The organism is Mesorhizobium sp. P2_C5_2 (assembly GCF_056404535.1).
In genome coordinates this window covers 60,410-85,214 of record NZ_JBFUDV010000011.1, presented here as the reverse complement: position 1 = coordinate 85,214, position 24,805 = coordinate 60,410, and the positions used below count along the sequence as shown (strand labels likewise).

General features: G+C 63.0%; 20 protein-coding genes. 10 read left to right on the top strand and 10 right to left on the bottom strand.

All coding sequences use genetic code 11. The features are described 5' to 3' along the window. Window positions 1-19: 19 nt before the first annotated feature. From AC1D1B_RS29795 to AC1D1B_RS29785, 3 genes are all read right to left on the bottom strand, one after another. Window positions 20-2,020: a tyrosinase family protein gene (locus AC1D1B_RS29795; RefSeq protein ID WP_477336923.1), complete on the bottom strand. Its 2,001-nt coding sequence runs from the start codon at window positions 2,018-2,020 to the stop codon at window positions 20-22. Further along, window positions 2,007-4,106 carry a multicopper oxidase family protein gene (locus tag AC1D1B_RS29790; RefSeq protein ID WP_477336921.1) on the bottom strand — a complete coding sequence of 700 codons (2,100 nt, stop codon included), beginning with the start codon at window positions 4,104-4,106 and terminating at the stop codon, window positions 2,007-2,009. The genes AC1D1B_RS29795 and AC1D1B_RS29790 overlap by 14 nt, the downstream gene beginning before the upstream one ends. Before the next feature lie 370 nt (window positions 4,107-4,476). Beyond that, window positions 4,477-9,042, bottom strand: coding sequence for a putative Ig domain-containing protein (locus AC1D1B_RS29785; protein ID WP_477336919.1), 4,566 nt, complete (start codon window positions 9,040-9,042; stop codon window positions 4,477-4,479). 471 nt (window positions 9,043-9,513) lie between these two features. On the opposite strand from AC1D1B_RS29785, the gene AC1D1B_RS29780 reads away from it, so the two are divergent. From AC1D1B_RS29780 to AC1D1B_RS29765, 4 genes are all read left to right on the top strand, one after another. Then, complete coding sequence (locus AC1D1B_RS29780; protein ID WP_477336917.1) at window positions 9,514-10,044, top strand: phage tail protein; 531 nt, start codon at window positions 9,514-9,516, stop codon at window positions 10,042-10,044. 75 nt (window positions 10,045-10,119) lie between these two features. Beyond that, complete coding sequence (locus AC1D1B_RS29775) at window positions 10,120-10,650, top strand: phage tail protein (RefSeq protein ID WP_477336915.1); 531 nt, start codon at window positions 10,120-10,122, stop codon at window positions 10,648-10,650. A 61-nt stretch (window positions 10,651-10,711) separates the two neighbouring features. Next, on the top strand, window positions 10,712-11,245 hold the full coding sequence (locus AC1D1B_RS29770) for a phage tail protein (protein ID WP_477336913.1): 534 nt from the start codon (window positions 10,712-10,714) through the stop codon (window positions 11,243-11,245). Further along, entirely contained in the window at window positions 11,245-11,784 is a 540-nt protein-coding gene (locus tag AC1D1B_RS29765; protein WP_477336911.1) for a GNAT family N-acetyltransferase, read from the top strand. The genes AC1D1B_RS29770 and AC1D1B_RS29765 overlap by 1 nt, the downstream gene beginning before the upstream one ends. A gap of 34 nt (window positions 11,785-11,818) precedes the next feature. On the opposite strand, the gene AC1D1B_RS29760 is transcribed toward AC1D1B_RS29765, so the two are convergent. Further along, entirely contained in the window at window positions 11,819-12,112 is a 294-nt protein-coding gene (locus AC1D1B_RS29760; RefSeq protein WP_477336909.1) for a DUF6916 family protein, read from the bottom strand. A 348-nt stretch (window positions 12,113-12,460) separates the two neighbouring features. Further along, the gene (locus tag AC1D1B_RS29755) at window positions 12,461-13,969 is read right to left on the bottom strand and encodes a winged helix-turn-helix domain-containing tetratricopeptide repeat protein (RefSeq protein WP_477336907.1); all 1,509 of its coding nucleotides are present in this window, start codon (window positions 13,967-13,969) and stop codon (window positions 12,461-12,463) included. A 135-nt stretch (window positions 13,970-14,104) separates the two neighbouring features. On the opposite strand from AC1D1B_RS29755, the gene AC1D1B_RS29750 reads away from it, so the two are divergent. Next, the gene (locus tag AC1D1B_RS29750; RefSeq protein WP_477336906.1) at window positions 14,105-14,335 is read left to right on the top strand and encodes a DUF1127 domain-containing protein; all 231 of its coding nucleotides are present in this window, start codon (window positions 14,105-14,107) and stop codon (window positions 14,333-14,335) included. Window positions 14,336-14,438: 103 nt separating this feature from the next. Next, window positions 14,439-15,605 (top strand): MFS transporter, encoded by a 1,167-nt coding sequence (locus tag AC1D1B_RS29745; RefSeq protein WP_477336904.1) that lies wholly within the window; start codon window positions 14,439-14,441, stop codon window positions 15,603-15,605. Between the two features lie 7 nt (window positions 15,606-15,612). Here AC1D1B_RS29745 and AC1D1B_RS29740 read toward each other — a convergent pair whose 3' ends face one another. Then, on the bottom strand, window positions 15,613-16,251 hold the full coding sequence (locus AC1D1B_RS29740; RefSeq protein ID WP_477336902.1) for a TetR/AcrR family transcriptional regulator: 639 nt from the start codon (window positions 16,249-16,251) through the stop codon (window positions 15,613-15,615). 165 nt (window positions 16,252-16,416) lie between these two features. Between AC1D1B_RS29740 and AC1D1B_RS29735 the strand changes: the two genes are divergently transcribed. Both AC1D1B_RS29735 and AC1D1B_RS29730 read left to right on the top strand, forming a co-directional pair. Next, window positions 16,417-17,613, top strand: coding sequence for a TCR/Tet family MFS transporter (locus tag AC1D1B_RS29735; protein WP_477336900.1), 1,197 nt, complete (start codon window positions 16,417-16,419; stop codon window positions 17,611-17,613). Between the two features lie 80 nt (window positions 17,614-17,693). Next, window positions 17,694-18,116, top strand: coding sequence for a hypothetical protein (locus AC1D1B_RS29730; protein WP_477336898.1), 423 nt, complete (start codon window positions 17,694-17,696; stop codon window positions 18,114-18,116). Window positions 18,117-18,252: 136 nt separating this feature from the next. Here AC1D1B_RS29730 and AC1D1B_RS29725 read toward each other — a convergent pair whose 3' ends face one another. After that, window positions 18,253-18,417: a DUF3309 family protein gene (locus AC1D1B_RS29725; RefSeq protein WP_477266441.1), complete on the bottom strand. Its 165-nt coding sequence runs from the start codon at window positions 18,415-18,417 to the stop codon at window positions 18,253-18,255. 225 nt (window positions 18,418-18,642) lie between these two features. Beyond that, entirely contained in the window at window positions 18,643-19,617 is a 975-nt protein-coding gene (locus AC1D1B_RS29720) for a GlxA family transcriptional regulator (protein WP_477336896.1), read from the bottom strand. A 131-nt stretch (window positions 19,618-19,748) separates the two neighbouring features. Between AC1D1B_RS29720 and AC1D1B_RS29715 the strand changes: the two genes are divergently transcribed. Next, window positions 19,749-20,387: an HD domain-containing protein gene (locus AC1D1B_RS29715; protein WP_477336894.1), complete on the top strand. Its 639-nt coding sequence runs from the start codon at window positions 19,749-19,751 to the stop codon at window positions 20,385-20,387. 186 nt (window positions 20,388-20,573) lie between these two features. Further along, entirely contained in the window at window positions 20,574-20,972 is a 399-nt protein-coding gene (locus tag AC1D1B_RS29710) for a hypothetical protein (RefSeq protein ID WP_477336892.1), read from the top strand. 41 nt (window positions 20,973-21,013) lie between these two features. Here AC1D1B_RS29710 and AC1D1B_RS29705 read toward each other — a convergent pair whose 3' ends face one another. Then, window positions 21,014-22,900, bottom strand: a complete 1,887-nt coding sequence (locus AC1D1B_RS29705) for an ABC transporter ATP-binding protein (RefSeq protein WP_477336890.1) — start codon at window positions 22,898-22,900, stop codon at window positions 21,014-21,016. After that, window positions 22,900-24,789, bottom strand: coding sequence for an ABC transporter ATP-binding protein (locus AC1D1B_RS29700; protein WP_477336888.1), 1,890 nt, complete (start codon window positions 24,787-24,789; stop codon window positions 22,900-22,902). Before AC1D1B_RS29700 ends, AC1D1B_RS29705 begins: the two co-directional genes overlap by 1 nt. Window positions 24,790-24,805 lie beyond the last annotated feature (16 nt).

Genomic DNA, 24,805 nt, shown 5'->3' with positions numbered 1-24,805 from the left:
GCCGGCCGTGTCTGCTTAGTCAATCAAGAAAGTTGAGCGACACCCCGTCGAGCCGCAGAAGCTCGCGGTCTTCCTCATAGGAAGCGCCGATCACCACCAGGCTGACGGTAAGGCTGGTGGCGCCAGCCGCGATCAAACGTCGTGCCGCGCGCGTCACGTCGATGCGGTGGTTGCGCGGCGTGTTCATGCTGCGCTCACGCAAATCGAACTTGCGGTTTTCCGCTGGCGGCACCTCGCAATGTCCGGGCCCGCCATAGCATTCGCCATGGCCGAACACGGCGGCATAGCCGGCATAGCCCGGCACGTTGAGCGGCGTCGAGGCATCGGCATCCGGCGTGTTGAGGAAGACGCGGATGAAACAGGAGCGCGGCAGCTGCGGCACGCGGTGCAACCGCACTTCGGCCGAGCGGAAGCTCTTGGTCGCTTCGGGCACCGCGATCGGCGCCGAGACAAAGCGCCCCACCGGGTTGGTCAGGCCGACCGGCATCAGGCATCCGCCGCGAACATATTCATAGCCGAAGCGGTTCATGTCGAGCGTATCACGCACCGCGTAGCTCCACGGCGTCAGCGCCGAATCGAGGTCCGCCGGCAGGCCGTCGGGATGCTCCTGCTGCCAGCGCCACCACAGCCGGTCGATGTTGGCGTGCACCGGCCAGAAGATCGGGTCGTAGGACGCCGTCAGGTTCGAGAACATGTCGCCGAACTGCGGCTCGGAATAGAGATCGTCACGCTGGTGGAATTTGCGACCGGCAACACGCACCGCGCTGTTGCGATCGGCGGGAGCGTCGGTCTTGAAGGCCGGGTTCATGCCGCCGGTCCAGATATGCATGGTGTTGTGCGGGTTCTGGTCGAGGAAGCCGAAACTGTCGACATACAGACTGCCGCCGCCGAAGTCGCGGAAGGTGCGCAGCGACAGGATCTCGTCAATGTCCTCCTGCGCCGGGTAGTGGTAGTGGATGACGCTGTTGATCGAACCTTTGCCGAACTGGCTGGAATAGCGCAGCGGATACCAGAGCGAATTGGCGTCGAGCAGCGCATCGATCAGCCGCTTGCGGTTCTCGCCCGCCACATATTCCTTGCCGCAGGCCTTGCTGACAGCGTCGTAGACCTCGGTTGGATTGGCCCAGAGCTGGCCGACCAGCGTGTCGATCTTGGCCGGAAAACCCTTGTCGCGCAGGAAGCGCGCCGCGTCTGCCGTCAGAAAACCCTTGAACGCATCGGGGAGAATCGCCCCCTTACTCGGATCCCACGGCTTGTAGCGCTCGGCCGGGAAATCCCACCACGGCATGGTCACGTCGGGGCAGAAATCCTGCAAGGCCTGCTCGAATTCATAGAGGTACACGCGATGCCACGGCAGGAAGCGCTCCCAGCCATGTTGGCAGTGGTTCTGATGGATCAGCGCCAGATTGTTGTAGCTGCGCTTGTCGCCGACCCATTTGTTGAGCTTGTACAACTCGCGAAATGCATGGCGCAGCCGCTCTTTCTGCGGGTTATCAAGCACATCGACATCCATGCGCTGGCGCAATTCTCCCTTGGCATAGCGCCATGCCGCGGGATCGGATGCCGGGCCGAAGGTGGGGCCGGGAAGCCCCTTTACCTCGACGCGGGCCTCGGTCGCCACGCTGACTTCGCCGGCAAGCGCGACCGACTCGATCAGCTCTCCGGGACAGCCTTCCTCGATCCAGGTCTCGATCCGGTCGATGTCGTCGTCGGCGATCGGCTTTCCGCCCCAGGGCAGGCGAGGGAACTGCTTGCCGTCGAAAGGCGGCAGTCCGCGCAAGCCGCGGACCAGCACCGAGCGCGCGCCGCGCCCCTTGGCGTCGCTGGTGCCGCAGCACGTTGTGGTAAGCGGCGCGATCAGCGGCATGCCCTGCAGCTGGAGCGTCAGGAAATCCGGCAGCGTCAGTCCGGTCAGGCTGCCTGGCCCGTCTTTGCCGCCCGCAGCGGTGAGGATCGCCTCCACGTCGCTCCACGTAAACGGCGCATCGGGTTCCGGCGCCTGCGCCTTACTTGTGGGCATCGTGGCCACCCATGTCCATCTGCATGGCCTCGCTCTGCGTGGTGTCGCCCACCTGGTCGGGCAGCACCACGGCAACGTTCTGCATCATACCCTGGTCCTCATGGTCGAGGATGTGGCAGTGGAGCACGTATTCGCCGATATAGCGCTCGTAGCGAGTGCGCAGCGTGATCGTGTAGATGCCTGAAAAACCGGTGGGCAGGTTTTGCGGGATCAGGCTCTTGATCCACAGCGTGTCTTTCCACACGCCCTTCAGTCCAGGATATTGCGGGTCGGGAGTCCCGGCGATGTCGTCTATCGCCCCAGGAGCGCTGACGTCCTTGCCGAGAGGATCGGTGATCGAGACGATCTGGAACGGATTGACGTGGATGTGGAACGGATGGCTGACGAAATGCGATTGCAGCGTCCACACCTGCGCCTTGCCGAGCGGCAGATAACGGTCGATGTGGGTCGGGTCATAGGGCTTCACATCGGCTGTGTTGAGCGTGTTGCCGACCTCGAACTTCACATCCGGTCCTGATGTGTCGATGAAGAAGGTCAGCTCCTGCGTGCCGTTGCCCTTTACTTCCTCGTCGGTGACATCGGGGTGCGGCGTGAAGCTGGTGAATTTCATGCCAGCCTTGAGATCGGTCACCACCTTCGCCTTCACGTCGGCGGGCATGTTGGCCTCGGCGAGTGCAACCAGCTTGCCGTTGATGTAGGTCTCGACATTGTCTACCGGCTTGCCCGGCGCAACGTCGACCAGGCCGAGCAGTTGCGGGCCGACATCGAGCGCGTTGACGACGCCAGATTTCGGAGCTGAGGAATCGATCACGCAGTAGCGCCCGGCCTCCGGAAAGACCACCAGCGCGTCGAAGCGGTAGCCGGGCTGGAACGTCGCCAGCTTGGTCATTTGCGCCGCCGCCATCGTCAGGCCATCGGCGGCGACCAGCGCATAGGGCACTGGTTTGGTGTCGCAGGTGTCTTTGATGAAGGAAGCCGTGGCGTCAGCCTCGAGCAGCGTCTTGACGCCGGGCTTGAGCTTGCCGTCCAGCACCTTGAAGAACTGCAGGCTGATCGTATCGCGCACGCCGGCATGGATCACGCGCCAGCGCTCGATCTGACCCTGCGTCGCCTTCATCGGGTCGGCGGGATTGAACACCTTGCCGTTGAGCGAGGTGTAGCGCCCCGATGCCGGCCAGGTGCCCGGGCCGAACTGGTCGTAGCCTTCGATGCCGGCGACATCGCCGGGGTCGCAGAAATAGCGACCCTTGATGTTCTGCTTGATTGGGCCGAGGTCGCCGGGCTTGGCCGCCGGTCCGCGGCAGGCATACTGGATCTGCTGCATCACCAGTACCCGCTCGGGGATAGCCGAGGTCGGGATCAGCGTGTCGAGGTCGCCATGCGCTGTCGGCGTTGGCGGTCGGTTGCCACGGATGATCAGCGCGCCGGCCATGCCGCTCGATACCTGCAGCGCTGTCGAGCCATGGCGGTGAGTGTGGTACCAGAATGTGCCGGAGGGATGGTCCGACGGCAGGTTGTACTCGTAGGTGAACTTGGTCTGCGGGTTGATCGACAGCAGCACGTTGTCGCTGTTGCCGGTCGGGCTCACCCAGAGACCGTGCGTGTGCAAATTTGTGCCGTTGAAGCAGTGCGGAATGTCGGGCATCTGACCGCCGGGCATGCAGCCAGGATCGCCGGGCTGCGGCCCTGCCGGCAGCTGGTTGTCGAGGGTAATGCGCACCGTGTCGCCGGGGGCCGCCTCGATCGTCGGCGAGACATAGGGCGCGCTGGGATCGACGCCTTTGCCAGTGTAGCCGCGCAGATGCACCTTGTCGTAGCCGCCGGTGGACGGATTGTAGATCTGGTTGTCGATATACTGGATCTTGAGATCGAGCAGGCGGTCACCGCGAACCGGCGCGGTGTTGCCGGGCAGCGGCGCGGGGGCTTCCTCCGTCAGGATAGGCTTGGCAACCGCCGGGCGTTCATCCTGCAACACCGGCGGATTGAGGATCTCGGCTGCCGCGGGCAGCGCCGCGATTGAACCCAGGCTGCCGCCGAAAACACACGCGAAAATCCGCGCACGCGCCATCCATCCACCACACGACATGGTGCCCTCCGCCAATTTGACTCTAGATTGCGTTCGGAAAGCATAGTGCGACAGATCAGGAAGTATGTCCAGATTGCGAAGTTGTTAAAATCAAATTTACTTCGCAAAAAACTGTACGAGCGAGTTTGCCGGCTCGTTTATACGGCTAATTGTCGATTCGCTCCAATTTCGGTCTATTTTTAACAAGTTTACACGCAGAAGACGATCTCTGAGAACTATGGGTTCGGGGCGTTGTTCTCGCGTGTGTACATCGTCGGCTACGGCGTCGCCGCCGCTTTCCGCAACGCGCTCCGGCAAAGACAACACCCTCGCGGCCGCTAGGCCGCGAGGGTGAACATGAGGGACGACGGGTTTTCAGGCGCGCCCGAGATCAGAACGTTTTGCCCAGATTGACCAGGAATCCGTTGTCGGTATCGCCATCGCTGCCGAACAGGCCGCGATATTCCAGCCGCATGTTGAAGTCCTGCACCGTCTGCACATTCACCCCGAGGCCGAGCATGAAGCGGTCCTTGCCCAATCCGTCGATCGAGGTGTGATAGATAGGCCCGCCGAACATGTCAGCGTAGTTCATGGTGATCGCGCTGTCGCCCTGGAAGTCGTGCTGGTACTCCAGCCTCACCTGCGGCGAAACAACTCCGAAGTCGGCGGCGAACTTGTAGGCGAGCGTCAGGCCGAGATTGCCCGTCGTGGTGCTGATGTCCTGCTCGCCATAGTGCAGGGCCGAGGACGGATCACCACTTTCGGTGAAGGCATCCAGCGTCGCCTTCGCGACATCGAGACGTGCATAAGGCGAAATCTGCCATTCCTGGATCTCGAACTTCTTGCCGGCCGAAACCGAAGCGAACCATTGGCTACCATCGCGCTCGCCGTTGGCAAAGCCGCCACCGGACGTCAGATAACGCTTTGAGTCGAACGACAGCCACTGATATCCGACCAGACCGTCGATGAAGTAGTCCTGGCCGGGATGATAGCTGGCGTAGAGACCCGCCGTGTAGGCCTTGCCGGTGCTGCGGCTGCCATTGTCACCGATGTCGCTGACATCGCGGCCGTAACCCATGCCGAGACCGATCGCGAAAGCGCGGCTGAAGCGATAGTCGACGCCGGCGCTGAGGCCTGTGGTCTCGAACTTGTAGCCGTCATCGCCGTCACGCTCGCCGATATTGATCGAGCCGCCGGTCCAGATGGTTACCTTGCTTTGGCCGAAGCTGCCGGTGCCGAAGCCGCCGGGCGTGCCCGATGTGGTGGTGTCGTCAAGGGACGATTTGAACGGCCAGTCCGGGTCGGACGCCTTGCTGCGACCGCAGTCAGGTCCTTTTGCCGCTTGTTCGGCTTCGCCGCAGGTGCTGTCGAAGGAGAGCACGATGCCCTGGACGAAAGCCAGGCCGTCGGTGGGTTCCTGGCCATTGTCGCTGTCATGCAGGCCTTCCAGGCGCTGCTGGAAGTTGCCGATCTGCGAGGTGGCGAAACGGCGGGTCGCGGCGGTCTCGGCGTTGAGGATGCCCATGACCTCGCTGTCCAGCGTCGGATCTGGACGCTCGACGACCTCGATAGTGATCGCCGTCACCGCCGACGTCGCATAGGCATTGCTCAGGGTGAAGGTTACCGTTTCCGTGCCCTGGAAGGTCGCCGTCGGCGTGAAAGTCATCTGGAACCCGTTCAGCACCGTCGTGCCGGACGAAGACGGAGGCATCGAAACCAGGCTCGCACTGGTAAACGGCCCGCCGACCGCATCCTTGGTCAGGTCGACGACGACGGCCTTGCCCGACACCGTCGTTACATGCTGCGCGACCGGGACGGGGAGAGGCCTGACGTTGATCGTGACGGTGGCAGGCGCCGAGGTTCCGCCTGGTCCGGTCGCTGTGTATGTCAGTGTGTCCGACCCGTTAAAGGACGCTCCCGGTGTGTAGGTGATGTCGGTGCCGCTGGCGGTCGCGGTGCCGTGCGCCGGTGCAGTGGCGATCGCAACCGAGGTGATGGTCCCGCTATCGTTGTCCGCGACGTGGATAATCACGGGCTGCCCTTCAAGCGTATCGGCCGTATCCGGATTGGCGACCGGAGGGTTGTTTCCGATCGCCAGCGTGTAGGCGGCCGCGCCGGTGAAGCCGAAGCTGTCGGTCGCCGTGACGGTGATGTTGAACGAGCCGAACTCTGCCGGCGTGCCCGAAAGCACGCCCGCTGATGACAGCGTCACTCCGGTCGGCGGCGTGCCGGTCATCACGTAGGTGTAAGGGCCAGTGCCGCCATTGGCCGTCAGCGTCTGGCTGTAGGCAACGCCGAATTGACCCGCAGGCAGGGTAGCCGGAGCCAGCGTGATGGTCGGCGCGGCGATAACCAGCGTGTAGGGCTGGGATCCGGTCGCCGCAGTACCCGTCGTGCTGTCGGTCGCCGTCACGGTGAAGGAGAAGGAGCCGGCAACGGTCGGCGTGCCCGAGAGTGTTCCGGCTGCAAGCGTCAACCCCGCGGGCAGCGTGCCCGAAGTCACCGCAAAGCTGTACGGGCTGGTGCCGCCGCTCGCCGAAAAAGTCTGGCTGTAGGCGGTTCCGGCCGTGCCGCTGGGAAGGCTGGCGGGCGACACGGCCAGGCCGGGCACCAGGACCTGCAGGCTGTAACTCTGGGTGCCTGTCTGGCCATTGGCATCTTGCGCCTGAACCGTGATCGGAAATGTGCCGGACTGCGTCGGCGTTCCCGAGACGACGCCCGCCGTGCTGATCGACATACCAAGTGGCATCGGGCCGGAAGACAGCGTGTAGCTGTAGGGACCGATGCCGCCGGATGCGACAAGGGAGACAGGTGTGTAGGCAGCCCCCGCGGTCGCAGCCGCCAGCGTGGCCGGCGCGATCGTGATAGTCGGTGCGCCGACATTCAGCGTGTAGCTGGCTATGACGGCGAATGGCGCCCCGGTTCCAGTGGAGCTGTCGGTTGCCGTGACCGAAATCGGAAAGCTTCCGGGCTGGGTCGCCGTGCCTGACAACAGGCCTGTCGTGTCATCGAAGGACAAGCCGTTTGGAAGCGTCCCGGTGAGGGCGAAAGCATAGGGGGCTACGCCACCGGACGCCGAAAACTGCTGGCTGAACGGCGCGGCATAGGGAACGTTGAGAGTTCCCGCCGCCGGCGTCATGACAAGCGTTGGCGCAGCGACAGTGAGCGTGAAGGGCTGGGAAATCGGGAATGGGCCATTTCCGGTGCTGCTGTCGGAGCCTGTGACACTGAGGCCGAAGCTGCCTGCTGCGGTCGGCGTACCGGAAACGGTCACGCTGTTGGCTGTCGTCCCCGTGGCGGAAAGACCCGCCGGCAAGCCGCTCACCGACAGCGTGTAAGGCGCAGCACCTCCGGATGCGGTGAAGGTCTGCGTGTAAGCCACGCCAACTTGCGCGGTCAAAGCCCCGGATGCCCCGACGACGATCGTCGGATTGCTGACGGTAATGGTGACGGTCGCCGGTGCGGACGTCCCGGCCGTATTCGTTGCCGTGTAGGTGAACGAGTCGGCACCGGCGTAGCCGGTGGTGGGAGTGTAGCTGATCGTTGTGCCGCTGGCCGTGGCCGTGCCGTGGGTGGCCGCTGTGCCAACCGCAACCGACGTCGGTGCGCCGCCGGTGATGTTGAGCGTGATCGGATTGGCGCTGCTGTTATAGGCAACCGTGGCCGACACGGGATTGGCAACCGGCGGAATGTCGACGATGGTGAGGGTGTAGGCGCGGGGCGGGCTAGAATAGGGTCCGGTTCCCGTGCTGTTGTCGGTCGCGGTCACCGTGAAGTTGAATGTGCCGACCGCGCTTGGCGTGCCGGAGAGGCTGCCTGAGGCGGACAGCGCTATGCCCGCCGGCAGCGCTCCGCCTGTCACTGCATATGTGTAGGGCGAGGTGCCTCCGGTCGCCGGATTGAGGGCCGCCGAATAGGCGCTGCCGGCCGTGCCATCTGCTAATGTCGTCGCCGGCAAGCTGATGGTCGGCGCGGCAACAACCAGCGTATAGGCGCGGGTGCCGCTGAATGGCCCGGGCCCGGTGCTGCTATCTGTTGCCTGGACGGTGAAATTGAATGTGCCGCCGGCGGTTGGCGTGCCTGAAAGCGCGCCTGTCGTGTTCAAACTCAGCCCGGATGGAAGCGCCCCTGCGCTGATGGTGAATGTATAGGGGCCCGTGCCGCCGCTGCCGGTCATGGTCGCGCCGCTGTAGGCGACCCCGACTGTACCGCCAGGCACGGTCGTGGGGTTGACGACGATGGTCGGAGCGGCATTGATGACGACGGTTATGTCCTGGGTAACGAACCAGACGCCGCCGGTCGAGATCGTTGTGCTGTCCTGCGACTTGACCTTGAATGTGACGGTGCCCTGAGCGCTCGGCGTTCCGGAAATCAGGCCGCTGGAAGACAAGCTCAGTCCAGCCGGGAGTGGGCCAATCTCGACACTGTAAGTATAGGGCGCGGTGCCGCCGCTGGTGCTGAGTTGCTGGCTGTATGCAAAGCCTACGGCGCCTGCGGGCGGGTTGGTCGGCGAAACGACCAGGGTGGGCCCAGGGACGATGAAGCTGTAGCTTTTGTCGGTCGTCAAAGGTGTGCCGGCCGTGGAATCCACCACATGCACAGTGTAATTGTACGGGCCCGAGCCCGTCGGCGTGCCTGAAATCCTGCCGTTGGACGCAAGGCTGAGCCCCGGCGGCAAGCTGCCGCCACCCGACGTATAGGTATAGGGCGCCACGCCTCCACTGGAGGAAAGTGTCTGGTCGTAGAAAACGCCGACTGCCGGGGTTGGCAGGCTTGCCGGGGTGACGGTGATGGGCGAGCTGGCAGGCAGGACGGTCACATTGACGGTGACGACACCAGCGGAGGCGTCTTCAAAGGTGAAGCTGTCCGACAGGGCGCCGTCGCCATTGTTGACATAAGTCAGGAGTCCGGCAGACGGGTTGTCGATGGTGACATGGCCGTGTGCGGGCTGCACCACCTGGCTCTGCGGGTTTGTTCCGAAAGGATCGCATGACGACGCGTCGATCTGATGAGAGCCGCCGGATGCCACGGTAAACGTTATCGGGGCGGGGCAGCCTACGGATGGCGCGGCCTGTGCCTCGGATGGCGCCAAGGCAGCCATGCCAACAAGCGCAAGCATGGCAACCCACAGCAGGAACCCGCTGGCAATCGCGCCCGAACGCTCGGCGCAATACTTTACCGTCCGATCCAATGCATGCCCCCCGTGCCGCAAATCGATGCGCTTTAGTGTCGAGCCGAAAAATATCGACCGATCAAATCTTTAGCTGGCGCAGAATCCGAGTGCGATCATCCCATTCGGATTCGAAGGCAAAGTAAATCACACAGTCTTCACCATGTCTACTATGTAGAAAAACTCCCCTTGCAGAATCCATGGTTTATGAGCAATGATGAATTCAACGAACTTGCTGCACAATATTAGGGGGAGCTAATGGCCGAATATTTCCTCGGGCAGATCATGATGACGGGGTTCGGGTTCGCGCAAAAGAGCTTCGCCTTTTGCAATGGCTCGCTAATCGCCATCGCTCAGAACCAGGCGCTGTTTTCGCTGCTCGGCACCACCTATGGCGGCAATGGCACAACGAACTTCGCCCTGCCCGACCTGCGGAGCCGTACCCCGGTCGGCTTTGGCCCATCCGCCGATCCGAACTGGAACCCATCAGCCTATCAGTGGGGCGAAACCGGCGGCGTTGAAAACGTCACGCTGCTGTCTCAGCAACTGCCGGCCCACAACCATCTGGGCAACGCAACCACGGCGGCGGGTGCGGCGCGCAATCCCAGCGATGCCCTCTATGGCACCACCACAAATGCCATCTATGCCGCGCCGAATGGCCGTCTGGTTCCCCTGGCGGCTCCGACCGTCACCTATGTCGGCGGCAACCAGCCGCACCCGAATATACAGCCCTACGAGACCATCAACTACAACATCGCGATGGCCGGGATATTCCCGTCACGCAGTTGACGCCTGCGAGCCATCGCCAGATCACTGCGCGCCAAATTACTGTCCGCCAAATTACTGCCCGGAGGAGATTCATCGATGACCACGCCCTTTGTCGGAGAGATCCGCATGTTCGGGTTTTCGCGCGTGCCGAACGATTGGTTCGCCTGCGACGGGAGGTTGTATCCCATCTCGGAATATGAGGTGTTGTTTACACTGATCGGCACCACCTATGGCGGCGATGGCCAGTCTACGTTCGCCGTGCCCAGTCTCTCCGGTCGTGTACCCATTCATCAGGGCACCGGGTCTGGCCTTTCGAACTATGTCCTGGGCCAGATGGCCGGCAGCGAGAACGTCACCCTGCTCCCCCAGCAGATGCCGCAGCACAATCATTCGATGACCGCGACCACGTCGAGCGCCGATGGCAAAGCGGTTAACACGACGGCCGAACTTGGTGCCATCTCAAACGACACCATGTATGTGACCGATATTACCGGCGCGACGCCTTATGTCACCGCCCCACAATCGACGCAGTCCGTCGGCGGGACCTCGCCGCACGACAATACAATGCCGACGCAGACAGTGCAGTTCTGCATTGCCTGGGCGGGAATTTTCCCATCGCAGGGCTGAGCCCCGCGCTCGGGATTGTTTATGGAAACCGGTTCGCCATCCAGATCGCAAGGACATTCCAATGACTGAGCCCTTCCTCGGTGAGATACAGGTCTTCGGCTTCAGCTTCGCTCCGCGCGATTGGGCGTCCTGCAATGGCGCCGTTGTTCCGATCCAGCAAAATTCGGCGCTGTTCGCGCTGCTTGGCACCAACTACGGCGGCAATGGCTCGACCACCTTTCAGCTGCCCAATTTTACCAACCGCGCCGGCTGCAACCAGGGCACAGGCCCCGGGCTTTCAAGCCGCACCATCGGTGAGACGTTTGGCGCAAGCAGCGAGACGCTGACGGTGGCGCAAATGCCGGCGCACATGCATCAGTTCACCATATACAACCAGCCGGATCTGGCCAAGAAAACGGGGTCGCCCTCTGCCGGCAATTCATTGGCTCCGCCGGGAAGCACCAGTCCTTTTGTGGCCGACGCGCAGGTGAACGCGCAATTCCTGCCCACCATGCTTGGCATTACCGGGGGCAGTCAGCCGCACGAGAATCGCCAGCCTTACCTCGCGCTGAACTACAGTATAGCGATGTCGGGGGTCTTTCCGTCCTTCGGTTGATGGTCTCGATCGCAGCAGAAGAGTTGCCGGCATTTCCTGCCGGCGAAAACTCTCGGCTGGGCTTTGCGCGTGGCGCGTCCCGCAGTGCGAGGCTCGCGGACATTCCATTTCTGCGCCAGCTCTATTGGTCATTCCGCATGGAGGAAATGGAACCCGTGCCGTGGCTGCAGGAGATGAAACGGGCATTCATCGACGGGCAATTCAACCTTCAGCATCGCCACTATGTCAGCGTATTTTCAAACGCCGAGTTCCTGATACTGCAGGACAAGGGCAAGGCGATCGGACGGCTCTATGTCGATACAAGTGTCGAGCGTTGGCACATCATCGATATCGGTTTCCTGCCGGAGTGGCGCAATGGTGGCCGGGGGCTTGCCATGCTGAAGGCGGTTCAACGCCAGGCACAAGCCTCCGGGGCATCAGGTGTGTTCCTGCATGTCGAGCGGCGTAACGTCCGTGCGCAGGGCCTCTACCGCCGCCTTCAGTTTCAAGAAGTCGATGCTACCGATACCCATATCGGGATGGAGTGGTCGACCGCCTGACCGGCTGGCTCTTCTTCCCAACCGCGTTGTCGCCTCAATTGAAGATCGCCTGATAAACAATGCCTTCCTTGTCCCTGGCGACAGGGACCAGGAATATTTCCAGATTGCCCAGTGTCCCATTCTTCAACCTGTAGAGCTTCTGCGGCAGCACGACCTGCGAGCCGCTTCGAAACATCAGGGAAAAGGGCGATCGTCGCATTCCGGGAAATCCGCTTTCCGGCAGCGGCCGCGCCTCCGACAGCGTCATGGGCAGCGAACTCTCCCCCATATCGAGGTCGAACGCAGTGCCGACGCACCCGGCGAAATGCTCCAGCGTCACAAGTCCCATGAGCCCTCCACGTTCCCGCACTTTGCGCCGATCAGGCAACCGTTCCCCGTCTGATCATGGACGGCATGCCGATCGGGTCGATTGATACCGTGTTTTGGCACGGCATGAAAGTTCTGGCGAGCCCTTCCTCTTTAGCAAGACTTGGTCTTTCGCTCCAATCACTGTTAGCCGACTGCACGCGAAAGCAACATCGGTCGAGTGGCTTCGCGACCTGCAAACATTGGCCAGGATTGGACCGTGCCCGGCATCATATCGGGTGCAATGTCACCGATCGAGCGCGTGCTCTGGATCAGAGCATGATGTCATCCGAAAACCGCCGCACATTTTTCGGCATCATGCTCTGTGGCGTCACTCTGGAAGGCCGGCCTTGCGGAAGCCATCGACGAAATGGTCGAGCGTGGCCGTGTCGCGGAATGGCTCGGTCTGGACCCAGTGGCGGGTTGTGAAATGCGGGTTGGCGACAAGGAACAGGTCGACCTCAGCGCGCGCATCGTCGAGCTGGCCGAGTTGGGCAAGGCTTGCCGCCAGGAAACGGCGCGAGCTTGTCCGATACGTCTCGTCCCGGCGCAGCGTCTCGACGGCGGCTTCATAGTCACGCGCCGCATATTGCGCCTGGCCGAGCGTCAGATAGTACCAGCTTGCCGGAAACGGATTCAGCCGGAACGCCTTGCTGATATACTCGAGACCTTCCTCGACGCGCCCGGCCAGGACCGCGATGTCGGACAATGTCGCCCAGGCATCGGCCTCGTTCGGGTCGAGTTCGAACGCCCTGGCAAATTCGGCATCCGCCTCGTCGAACCTGCGCTCATAGGCAAGCAGGTTGGCAAGCACCCAGTGGCAGCCGGCATCGTTGGGGTCGATCGCCACGGCCTTGTGCGCCAGGTCCAGGGCAACGCTACGGTTCGGTTCAATGGGTTCGCCCCAATGCACCCATCCCATCCAGTGGTTCATGGCAAGCCAACGATACGCCTCGGCATAGTCCGGATCGAGCGCAACCGCGCGAGTGAGCATCAGATGCGCTTCCCGCGCCGTCTGCGGCGAATCGTCTATCAGCTTGCGCGCCCGCACGCACAGATCATAAGCCTCGAGATTTCCCGGCCGGTTGCGCGGCAGCGGCGCGCGCAGCCGGCCAAGCAGCGCCTCGACGATCTTGGCCGTCACCTCGTCCTGGACGGCGAAGATATCTTCCAGGCCGCGATCGAAGCGGTCCGCCCACAAATGCTCGCCGCTCAGCGCGTCGACCAGCTGCGCGTTGATGCGCACGCGCCCGGCGGCACGTCTGGCGCTGCCCTCCAGCAGATAGCGCACGCCAAGTTCCCTGGCGATCGCGCGAACATCCACCGCCTTGCCCTTGTAGGCAAAGGTCGAGTTGCGCGCGATGACGAACAGGCCGCCGATCCGGGACAGGTCGGTGATCAGGTCTTCGGTCAACCCGTCGGCGAAGGCTTCCTGCTCGGGGTCGTTGCTGAAATTGGCAAAGGGCAACACGGCTATCGATGGTTTGGCGGGCAGAGGCAAAGCCTGTCGTTTCGCATCGTCGAGCTGTTCGATGGCGCCGGTGAAGCGATAGCCGACGCGCGGAACCGTCGAGATCCATTCACCGCCATTGGCGGCCGGACCCAGCAGCTTGCGCAATTGCGCGATCTGGACGGTGAGGTTGCCTTCTTCGACGGCCGTGCCTGGCCATGCCGCGTCCATCAACTCGGCCTTGGCCAGGATCTCGCCGGGCCGGGCGACGAGCGCGGCCAGCAGTTGCAGTCCGCGGTGACCGGCTGCAACGGGAACATCGTCCCGAAGGAGCGTTCCCGCACCGGGATCAAGCACGAACGGACCAAAGGCAAAGCGCGATCCTTGCATAGCCGCGCATCTATAACCGGTTTGGAACTTTTGAGAACTATTTGGCTGCGCTTAATTACGGCGCCGTCCGCATGCTGCAGAGTTCAGCCTCTTACAAACCGAGGGCTCGTGCCCCTCAACCGAATGGAGGTTGCCATGAACGATACCCTTGCTTCTGCTCCGGCAGCCTGGCCGGAAAAACCCGCCGCGCCGACGCGCCGGCATCTGATCAGCCCGCGAAGCATGATTGCGGCCTGGCGTGAGCGGATACGCTTTCGCTGGGACCTGAAGCAGATGGCGGAGGCCAATCCGCATCTGATCGATGATATCGGCCTGACCAGACGCCAGGTCGAGGCCGAGATCGTCAAGCGCTTCTGGCAAGTGTGAGCCGAATGTTGCGGATAACACCGGACCGCCTGTTTGGGCGTGCCGCGGCGCTTCGCCGGACTTTGCACTTGCCGGAATGTGCCGATCCTGCTTCGAAGGCTGCATGAGCGCCGAAGACGCGACGTCACCACGAACGGACCGCATCCCATGGGCCGCGATGGCCGCCATCATCGCGACCGTCACGGTGTTCGCCGTGGCGCAGGGGCTGACCTATCCGCTGCTCAGCTTCATCCTGGAACGGCAGGGGACGACACCGGGCCTGATCGGCCTCTCGGCGGCGATGACGCCTCTGGGTTTCATTGTCTCGTCGCTGTTCACGCCGGCGCTGGTCCGGCGCGTGGGGGCGGCGCGCTTTGCGGTCCTATGTTCGATCCTGGCGGCAACCGCCCTGATCGCGATTGCCTGGACGCAGGACGTCTGGGCCTGGATGCCGCTGCGCTTCCTGCTCGGCTTCTTTGCCAATCCGCTCTACGTGATCAGCGAAACTTGGCTGGTCTCGATCACGCCCGCCGCACGCCGGGGCCGTATCATGGGCCTTTATTCCTCGATCGTTTCTGCCGGCTTCGGCCTCGGCCCGCTATCGCTAGGCCTGGTCGGAACGCAGGGGTGGCCGCCCTTCATCATCGGCAGCGCGGCCTTCCTCGTCTGCGGCCTGATCGTGCTTGCGGTGGCGCCGCGCCTGCCCGATATGCCCCGTGAGGGCGAGGCGGTGTCGGTCGGCGGCTTCTTCGCCCTGGCGCCACTGCTTCTGTTCGCGGTTTTCACCGCTGCCGCCTTCGAACAGGTTCTGCTGTCCCTGTTCGCGGTCTATGGCGCCGCGCTCGGCAGCGCCGAACAGCGCATCGCTTCGCTCATCACCTGTTTCATCGCCGGCAATGCCGTGCTGCAGATCGTCCTCGGGCGCGCGGCCGAACGGTTTGGCTCGACGCGGATGATGCTGTTCTGTGTCCTGGTGTGCCTGGCCGGTTGCCTGCTGTTGCCGTTGCTCTTCAACAATTGGCTGATCTGGCCGCTTTTCTTCATCTGGGGCGGAGTCTCTTTCGGGATCTACACGCTATCGTTGATCCAGCTCGGCGAGCGTTTCACCGGCCAAGCCTTGATCGCCGGCAATGCCGCCTTCGGGTTCGTGTGGGGCATAGGCGGCATCGTCGGCTCACCCGTGGCCGGGCTGGCAATGCAGCTGACCGGACATCAGGGACTGCCATCATCGCTTGGCCTGCTGTGCTGTGTGCTGGTGGTGTTTCTGATGGTGGAGAGAAGGCGGGTTTGAGCGAAGTTCAGGCGTAAGGCGTGCCTGCCATTGCGGCGTTCAGGCCGATGCTGCCCTTGTCGACAAGAGCGAGAAAGGCAGCACTCGCTTGGTCACTGTCCCGTGTATCTCGAAAAGTCCGGTGAGCCTGGATGAACGCCACGCTCCACGTCGTAAGGAGCAGGGCGGCCGCCAGACGGGCGTCGGGGTCGGCGGCGTCACGCCCCGCGCCTTCGGACAGCGCCACCGTCAGGACGTCTGCCAGCTCATCACGTATCGCCCGCGCCCGCGCCTTGAGCGTTTCGCTGCCCTCGACCGTTCTGATCAAGCCCTGGCTCCTGGCGGAGAATTCGACGACGGGGCTGCGTTCGGCAACCAGGCGATGCGCGAACAGCCGTAGCGCCTCGATCGGCGCGACGCCTGGATCGCGCTGCCGCAAAGCTTCGCGCAGCATCTCGCGGCCTTCCTCGTCGCGATCGAAGAGCATGTCCTCCTTGCGCGGGAAGTGATTGAACACCGTCATCCGCCCGACATCGGCGGCCGCCGCGATCTCGTCCACCGTCACATGATCGAAGCCCCGCTCGAAGAACAGGAGCGTGGCGGCATTGGAGATGGCTTGCCGCGTGGCGAGGCGCTTGCGGGCCCGGAGGTCGGACGGGGTTGACATGGCGTTCCTGACTTAATAGGTACTGAGTACAAGTTTGGATCGAGTATAGTAAGAGCTGAGCCGAAAAGCAAGCTTCTCCGCTCGATCTGACTGCTGAGACCCAGGACGTCAGCGCAAGGCGCGCGTCATGGGCCAGCTCATCATTTTCATCGTCTGGATCTCACCATGAATAAATCCCTCACTGTTATCTTCGCCGCGATCGGCCTCGACGCCGTCGGCATAGGCCTCATCTTCCCCATCCTTCCGCGCCTCCTCGAAGAGGTGACGCACAGCCCTGACATCGCACCTTACATCGGCATCATGACCGCGCTCTATGCGCTCATGCAATTCGTCTTCGCGCCCATGCTCGGCGCCTTGAGCGACACTATCGGCAGGCGTCCAGTGCTGCTCATTTCGCTTGCCGGTGCGGCCATCAACTACGTCGTCATGGCGTTCGCGCCACAGCTCTGGATGCTGTTCCTTGGCCGCGCCATTGCCGGCCTGACCAGCGCCAACGTCTCCGTCGCCATGGCTTACATCACCGACGTGTCGCCGCAGGACAAGCGCGCCCGTCGCTTCGGCTTGTTCAACGCCGTGTTCGGCGCCGGCTTCATCATCGGGCCGGTTCTCGGCGGCCTGCTCGGCGAGCACTGGCTGCGCCTGCCTTTCATCGCCGCCGCCGTGCTCAACGCCTGCAATCTCCTGCTGGCCTTCTTCATCCTGCCGGAGTCCCGCACACCGGCCCGCCAGAAGATCGATCTGGCCGCACTCAACCCGCTGGCGCCGCTGCGCTGGGTGATCTCGATGAAAGGGCTCCTGCCCATCATCCTGGTGTTCTTCATCATGAGCGCTACCGGAGAGGCCTATGGCACCTGCTGGGCGCTGTGGGGCATCGACACGTTCCAATGGAACGGTGTCTGGATCGGCCTTTCGCTGGGTGCCTTCGGCGTCTGCCAGACGCTGGTGCAGGCATTCTTGCCCGGCCCGGCGGCCAGACTGCTCGGCGAACGCTGGGCGGTTGTCGCCGGCATCGGCTTCGCCTGCATCGCGCTTCTGTCCATGGCTTTCGCCAGCCACGGCTGGATGGTGTTTGCCATCATGCCGGTCTTCGCTCTGGCAGGCATTGGCGCGCCGGCGTTTCAGGCCTTTGCGACAAGGCAGGTCGACCCGGCCCGCCAGGGCCAGCTGCAGGGCGTGCTGGCATCGGCGGTCAGCCTGGCCTCGGTCATCGCCCCGCTTGGTTTCTCAACCTTCTACTTTGTCGTCCAGAGGCAGTGGCCCGGAGCCGTCTGGCTCTCGGTGCTGATCGTCTATGCCATCGCCATCCCGCTGGTTCTTCTCGGCACCCGGACCGTTCGCTCCGCAGAGCCCGCGATCGCGTAGATCTCGCTCAGGTAAAGCGAGCTCGCGCGTCGGATCTGGAAGTATGGTATGCTCACCCGGATGTAACAGGAAGAGTATCGATGAAGAAGGCTTTCCTGACTGCTGTCATTGTCGAGATGGCATTTCTGGGCGCGGCGACAACGGCATCATTGGCAGATGATCTTCCCGCCTTGAACTCGAAGTGGCGCGAACCGCAACGCGGAACCTGCCTGGAGATTACTCAAATCTCGGATGCACTTCCTGGACCGGCAGGCTGCGCTCAGATTGCCGGTCGGATGAAAGACGATCTGATGATCGGTTATGCCTGCAAAAGCGGATCGGAAATCAGTTTTTTCTCCGGACTGCAAACCGACAATTCGATAAAGCCCGATATTTTCATCGGCCGGTATAGCGCGGAAGCCATAGTCGCCCAATTTTGCACCAGAATTAGCAACGACTGGCCTCCGGATTATGATTGCAAAAATGAAATGACGTTCAAAAGCGTCGCCAGTTGCGGACCCTAAAATCCGCCGCTGCGCAGATCGAGTTTGTGCGCCACCAATGTCTCAAGACGCCAGCAATGTCTTCAACTGCCAATCATGTCTTCAAACGAAGAACGGCTGCCGTACTTGGGAGGTCCGGCGGCCGTTGATGGCGGCGCTATATTCGCCCGAGAACAACCAGAATGATGATGATGATTAGCACCAGCCCGAGGCCGCCGCCGCCATAGTAACCGGTGCCGTAAAACGGTCCGCCGCCGAGGCCGCTGAAGCCACCGAGCAACGCGATGATCAGGATGATAATAAGAATGGTACCCAGGCCCATATGCCGTCTCCTTGCGCTGCCGCGCCATTCACGCCGCGCGGCTCGAAGACACAAACTCCCAGCAAGCCATCCTGTTCCCCGGCGATATTCATGCGACGGCTAAGGAACGAAACCCATCATGATGGCGTTTGCTGAGGTTCAGGCGCAAGCCGCAGCGCGCATCGCGCGCGCTAGGCGGCGCGGTAGAATTCACGCGGTAGATTCAGAGTTTCGGCGGGATCGCCCTTAAGACACGGCCTGCGGCTCATCGACCTGAACGCGCCGGTAGGCGGCGGGCGTGACGCCGAGCTTGCGCTGGAAGGCGCGCCGAAAAGTGTCGACGTCCGAGAAGCCGCACTGGTCGGCGACGAGTTTTGGCGCCGCACCGGTTTCCAGCAGGCGCTGCGCCGCCTCGACCCGGATCGCCTCGACCCAGGCGGAAGGCGTGATACCGACTTCCTGGCGAAACAGTCGGGCGAAGTGGCGCGGGCTCATGCCGGCGCGGCCGGCAAGCTGGTCGACGCCATGCTCTTCAGCCGGGTTGGCGATGACCCAGCGCTGCACCTGCTGCAGCGCCGAGCGTCCGGTTGGGCTGCCGGCACCCTTGCGGCTGTATTGAAGCTGGCCGCCGCTGCGGCGGAAATACATGACCAGCTGCGCCGCGACGCGCCGCGCGACATCGACGCCGAGATCCTCCTCGACCAGCGCCAACGCCAGGTCGAGCCCGGCGGTCACCCCGGCGGCGGTCCTGATCTTGCCGTCGCGGACATGGATCGCGTCGACATCGAGCATCACCTCGGGAAAGCGCTCCGCGAGCCGGTCGGCGACGGCCCAATGCGTGGTGGCGCGGCGGCCGTCGAGCAGGCCGGCTTCGGCCAAAAGGAATGCGCCGGTGCACACCGATCCATAGCGCCGGGCCGTGGTGCTGACAGAGCGCAGCCAGTCGAGCACAGGCCCACTGGGTTCCGTCCGCGCCAGATGCGGGGCACCCGCCACCAGCATCGTGTGGAAGCGTGGCATGCCGGCCTCTCCGATGACGAGATCGGGCAGCAACCGCGCGCCCGAGGAGCAGGTTATCGGGCCGTCCACAGCCGCGACGATCGATATGACGTAGGCTTGCCGGTCAGCCTGCAGATTGGCTTCGGCAAATACATCGAGCGGCCCCGAGACATCGAGCAACTGCGCGCCGTCCATGGCGAGGATGCCGATCCGCAAGGCCATCAGTCCATTCCTTCAACTTCGCCGCCAAGTCCGCATTGTGCGCGATTTGGCAGAAATCGTCGTAATAAAACAATTTCTGCCATAGCCGACCAGGCCTAGTTTGTCATCACCCATCAACAGGAGACGACATCATGGCCACCATTCCCGACGGCGCCGCCATTCCCGACAGCAAGCTGGCGCGCGCCATCACCGCCTTCATCCGCGACACAGAAACCGAACTGCTCTTCAACCATTCGAGCCGCGTCTATCATTTCGGCGCGCTGGCCGGTGTCCATCGCGGGCTCTCATTCGATCGCGAGCTGCTCTATGCCGGCGCGATGTTCCACGACCTCGGCCTGATGCCGGGCCATAGCAGCAAGCATGACCGTTTCGAGGTCGATGGCGCGCACGCCGCGCGGAATTTCCTGCGCAGCCACGGCATTCCCGAGGACGACGCCTACACGGTCTGGACCGCGATCGCGCTGCACACCACGCCGGGCGTACCGGTCCATATGCATCCGGTCGTGGCGCTGGTGACCGCCGGCGTCGAGATGGACGTGCTCGGCCTCACGCACAAAGACTATTCCGACGTGGAGCGTGAGACAGTGGTGAAGGCCTTCCCGAGAACGCCTGATTTCAAGGAGGATATCATCCCGGCCTTCTACGACGGCATCAAGCACAAGCCCGACACCACCTTCGGCAACGTCAAGGCCGATGTGATCGCCGACAAGGAACCGCATTTCCATTGCGGCAATTTCTGCTCGGTTATCCGCAACTCCGCGTGGCGTTAGAGCAGCATCATTCTCGACGCGCATGATCAAGATCGGCGGCGGGCTGCTGCTGTTCTACGCTATGGGGATCGAAGCCGCTGTCGTAGATTGAATTGCGGCCTGGGAAATGATCGCATGCAACCCGCGATGCAAGGACCTTGACCGGATCATGCAAAGGTCGGGATGCAACGAGGCGCAGGAGGATCAATGGCTGACGCGTCGTCCGAGGGAAATTTCGGCTGCCAGCGCTGCTGGCCGGTGTCGCCGGACGACGCCTGGGAGGCGCGCGCCGGCCTGTCTCACCAGGCCACGCGCATCGACGAGTCGCATCTGATCGCCTCGGTGCTCGGCTGCCCCGTCTGCTCGCAGCGCTTCGTTTCCGTCTTCATCGAGACCATTGACTGGGTCGGCGGCGACGATCCGCAATGCTGGGTCCAACTGCCGTTGACGCCTGAAGAAGCCGAGCGTCTGACGCGCGAGCCTGTCACGGAAGCCGATCTTCACGGCCTCGGTGGCGACAGGCGCTCTCTCCTGAAAGGCTTCCTTAGGGGAGGTGTCGAAAAATGCATGTGGACCAAGGGCCTGTCCATTGGCTGGCACGACTAGCCGCGAAGGCGACCATGGGCTGAGCGCAGCGTCCGTCCTGCTCACGTCGCCTTGCCGGCCGGCGCGCCTGTGTCTTCCTCCGACATGTCGTCGAACGAGGCGTAGTTCATATTGTAGAGCCGCGCATAGAGCCCTTTGGCCGCCATCAGCTGCTCGTGGTTGCCGCTTTCGACAATCTCGCCATTCTGCAGCACGATGATGCGGTCGGCGCCGCGGATGGTCGCCAGCCGATGGGCGATGACCAGCCCGGTGCGGCCTTCCAGCAGCGTGACCAGGGCCTTCTGGATCAGCATCTCGGTGTAGGAGTCGATGCTCGCCGTGGCCTCGTCGAGCACCAGGATTTTGGCGTCCGCGACCAGCGCGCGCGCAAAACTGATCAGCTGGCGCTGGCCGAGCGAGAGATTGCCGCCCCGTTGCTCGAGCTCGGTGTCGTAGCCGTCGGGCAAATGCTCGATGAAGTCGTGTGCGCCGACTGCCTGTGCTGCGCGCACCACTTCCTCGCGGGTAGCACTGGTCTTGTGGTAGCGGATGTTTTCCAGCACCGTTCCGGAAAACAGGAACGGCTCCTGCAGCACCATGGCCACCTGGTCGCCGAGCGAATCCTGCGTTACGTCGCGGACATCGTGGCCGCCGACCCGCACCTCGCCCGACCAGATATCGTAGAAGCGGTGCACCAGCGCCATGCAGCTCGACTTGCCCGAACCGGTAGGGCCGACCAGGGCGACGGTCTCGCCGGGATTGACGCGGAAGGAGACATTTTTCAGCACCGGCTGGTTCTGCCGGTAGCCGAAGGTGACGTTCCTGAACTCGACCGAACCGTCCATGTCGCGCGACAGCGCGACGGCGCCTTGCTTGTCGCTGACGTCGACCGGTACGTCCAGCACCTCGGAGATGCGCTGGCCCGACGCCATGGCCCGCTGCATGACTGAGTACTGCATGGTGAGCGAGCGGATCGGGTCGAAGAAACGCTGGATGTAGAACAGGAACGCCACCATGACGCCGATGTCGAGGCTGTGCGACAGCACCATCGAACCGCCGACGACGATGACCGTTGCCATGGCGATACCGGTCAGCGTGTCGACGATCGGCACCATCACCTGCGCATATTTCGCCGAGGTCAGATGCGTCCTGAGATTGGCCAGCACCTTCTCGTCATAGAGATCGAAATTGACGTGCTGGCGTTCCAGGCTCTGCACCGTACGCACGCCATGGATGCCTTCGGCGAGCGCGCCATTGGCGATCGAATTGGTCTCGTGCGCGGCCATGAACGCGACCTTGGCCCGCGGCAGCCAGAACAGGCGCACGATGAACAGCGCCGGCATGGTCGACAGCGTCAAAAGCCCGAGCCGGAAATCGAGCCACAACAGCACGCTGACGATGCCGAACAGGAGCACGATATCGCCCACCGACATGACAGAGGTCTCGAGGAACTCCTGCATCGAATTGACGTCGCCCTGCAGGCGCGACATCAGCCGGCCCACTTCGGTCTTGTCCATGAAGCTGAGCGACACGCGCTGCAGATGGCTGAACATGGCGCGGCGCAGGTCCGACAGCACGTTTTCGGCCACCTTGCCGACCACGCTTTCCTGCACATAGCTGGCGCCATAGTTGATCAGGATGATCAGCGCGAAGGCGCCGATCGCCCAGTTCATTACAGAGCGGTCGGGTCGGCCCGCCGCCATGCCATGGTCGATGGCGTAGCGGATGACCAGCGGGATCGCCAGCTGCGTCAACGTGAACACCAGCACCGCGGCAACCGAGATGAAGATCCGGCCCTGATACGGTTTTACGAAGCTCCAGATGCGGCGCACGATGCGCGGATCGTAGGCCTTGCCGAAAACCTCTTCCTCGTCGCGATGCGAGCCGACGACGGCCTTGGTCGGCCGCCGGCTGGTGTCTTCTTTCTCGTCGTCATTCTGTGTCGACATTATGCGGCTCCCACGGCCACCGGCAAATCGTCTTCTGGCCGCAGCTGCAGGTCGTAAAGCGCGCGGTAGCGCCCGTTGAGCGCCAGCAATTCCTGATGCGTACCGCGCTCGGCGATGCGGCCGTTCTCGACGAACAGGATCTGGTCGGCATGCATCAGCGAACTCAGCCGGTGCGAGATGATCAGCGTCACGCGGTCCTTGGCGAAGCGTTTCATCGCCGTGCGGATCCGCTGTTCGGTGCCGGCGTCGACGGCCGCGGTGGAATCGTCGAAAACCAGAACCGAAGGCCGCAGCATCAAGGTGCGGGCGATTGTCAGGCGCTGGCGCTGGCCGCCGGAAAGCGATGCGCCGCGCTCCCCGACGACCGTGGTGTAGCCGGCGGGAAGCCCGATAATGTAGTTGTGCAGCTGGGCGTATTCGGCGGCCTGCCCGATGCGGGTCTCGCGCGCCCAGGGGTTGCCATAGGCGATGTTGTTCTCGATCGACGTGGTGAACAGGAACGCGTCCTGCTGCACGACGCCGACCGCCTTGCGCAGCGATTGCAGAGTGACCTCGCGGATGTCCTGCCCGTCGATGGTGATCGCGCCCGACGTCACGTCGTAGAAGCGCGGGATCAGGTGCGCGATGGTCGACTTGCCGCTGCCCGGCGGGCCGACAATGCCCACGGTCTCGCCGGACCTGGCTTCGAAGGAAATGCCCGACAGTGCCGGCCGGCCGCCTGTGCCCGCATAGCGGAAGCCGACAGTGTCGAAGCGCAGCACACCTTCGCTGACGACAAGGTCCTTGGCGCCGGGTGCATCCTCGATGTCGAGTTCGGCGTCGAGCAGTTCGAACAGCCTTGTGCCGCAGGTCGAGGCGCGAGCAAACGAGTTGACCATCAGGCCGAGCTGGCGCACCGGCATCTGCAGGATCGTCATGAAGGTGAGGAACTGGGCCAGCGTACCGACGCTGATCTCGCCCGCAATCACCTTCTGGCCGCCGAACCACAGCACCAGGCCCATGGCGGCCAGGAAGGAGAAATTCATGGCGCTGGTGTTGGAGACGCGGATGTCGACGCGCTGATCGGCAAGCTCCAGCGCCAACTTTTTGGCGCGGTCGAATTTTTCCAGCTCATGCCGTTGCGCGGCGAAGGCGCGAACGACGCGGATGCCGCCGAGATTCTCATCCATCACCCGGCTCAGCACCGACAGCCGCTCCTGCAGCGTCAGCCAGGTGCTGCGCAGCCTGAGCTGGGTGACCGAGGAGCGCCAGGCGACGAACGGCACGAAGCTCAGGCTCAAGAGCCCGAGCTCGAGATCGGTGCTGATCAGCAGATAGGATCCGACCCCGATCAGCACACCGAGCAGCACCACGCGCAATATGCCGGTGGAAAAGAACATACGCACGCCGTCGAGGTCGAGCAGGCCAAGCGTGATGAGGTCGCCGGTGTGGACCCTGTCGTGGAAGGAAAAGCTCAGCCGCTGGATCTTCTCATAAAAGGCGAGGCGCAACTCATAGCCGGTGCGGTGGCCGACAGCTTCGCCGTAATAATTCTGCGCCATGGTGAAGAGGCCGCGCAGGATGCTGACGACGAGCAGTGTCAGCGCCGTCGTCCACAGCGCCTGCTCCGCTGCCGCACTACCCCCTGCGGCCACCACACCTTGCGCTTGATCGATGGCGCGTCCGAGCAGGCGTGGAATGAACAGCTGCAGCGTCGCGGCGATGAAAGTCGATATGATCGTGATCGCCACCTGCCAGGGATGGCGCAATGTCATGCGCACGATGCGCAGCAGCGTGCTGAGGCCCTTGCCCCAGGAAGCCTCCGCCACATGGGCAAACGATTTGCCGCGCTTCGCCGCGCCGCTGGTTACATCCGTATTCAAGGAAAATATCCAACCCGATCCGGACATTAGTCCGGACGAATGA

Coding starts and splice junctions, on each gene's coding strand:
- AC1D1B_RS29745 (WP_477336904.1), top strand. CDS start 14,439: ATGAGCGCCGAAGACGCGACGTCACCACGAACGGACCGCATCCCATGG.
- AC1D1B_RS29780 (WP_477336917.1), top strand. CDS start 9,514: ATGGCCGAATATTTCCTCGGGCAGATCATGATGACGGGGTTCGGGTTC.
- AC1D1B_RS29765 (WP_477336911.1), top strand. CDS start 11,245: ATGGTCTCGATCGCAGCAGAAGAGTTGCCGGCATTTCCTGCCGGCGAA.
- AC1D1B_RS29770 (WP_477336913.1), top strand. CDS start 10,712: ATGACTGAGCCCTTCCTCGGTGAGATACAGGTCTTCGGCTTCAGCTTC.
- AC1D1B_RS29795 (WP_477336923.1), bottom strand. CDS start 2,020: ATGCCCACAAGTAAGGCGCAGGCGCCGGAACCCGATGCGCCGTTTACG.
- AC1D1B_RS29740 (WP_477336902.1), bottom strand. CDS start 16,251: ATGTCAACCCCGTCCGACCTCCGGGCCCGCAAGCGCCTCGCCACGCGG.
- AC1D1B_RS29720 (WP_477336896.1), bottom strand. CDS start 19,617: ATGGCCTTGCGGATCGGCATCCTCGCCATGGACGGCGCGCAGTTGCTC.
- AC1D1B_RS29705 (WP_477336890.1), bottom strand. CDS start 22,900: ATGTCGACACAGAATGACGACGAGAAAGAAGACACCAGCCGGCGGCCG.
- AC1D1B_RS29735 (WP_477336900.1), top strand. CDS start 16,417: ATGAATAAATCCCTCACTGTTATCTTCGCCGCGATCGGCCTCGACGCC.
- AC1D1B_RS29725 (WP_477266441.1), bottom strand. CDS start 18,417: ATGGGCCTGGGTACCATTCTTATTATCATCCTGATCATCGCGTTGCTC.
- AC1D1B_RS29730 (WP_477336898.1), top strand. CDS start 17,694: ATGAAGAAGGCTTTCCTGACTGCTGTCATTGTCGAGATGGCATTTCTG.
- AC1D1B_RS29755 (WP_477336907.1), bottom strand. CDS start 13,969: ATGCAAGGATCGCGCTTTGCCTTTGGTCCGTTCGTGCTTGATCCCGGT.
- AC1D1B_RS29715 (WP_477336894.1), top strand. CDS start 19,749: ATGGCCACCATTCCCGACGGCGCCGCCATTCCCGACAGCAAGCTGGCG.
- AC1D1B_RS29700 (WP_477336888.1), bottom strand. CDS start 24,789: ATGTCCGGATCGGGTTGGATATTTTCCTTGAATACGGATGTAACCAGC.
- AC1D1B_RS29775 (WP_477336915.1), top strand. CDS start 10,120: ATGACCACGCCCTTTGTCGGAGAGATCCGCATGTTCGGGTTTTCGCGC.
- AC1D1B_RS29750 (WP_477336906.1), top strand. CDS start 14,105: ATGAACGATACCCTTGCTTCTGCTCCGGCAGCCTGGCCGGAAAAACCC.
- AC1D1B_RS29760 (WP_477336909.1), bottom strand. CDS start 12,112: ATGGGACTTGTGACGCTGGAGCATTTCGCCGGGTGCGTCGGCACTGCG.
- AC1D1B_RS29710 (WP_477336892.1), top strand. CDS start 20,574: ATGGCTGACGCGTCGTCCGAGGGAAATTTCGGCTGCCAGCGCTGCTGG.
- AC1D1B_RS29790 (WP_477336921.1), bottom strand. CDS start 4,106: ATGTCGTGTGGTGGATGGATGGCGCGTGCGCGGATTTTCGCGTGTGTT.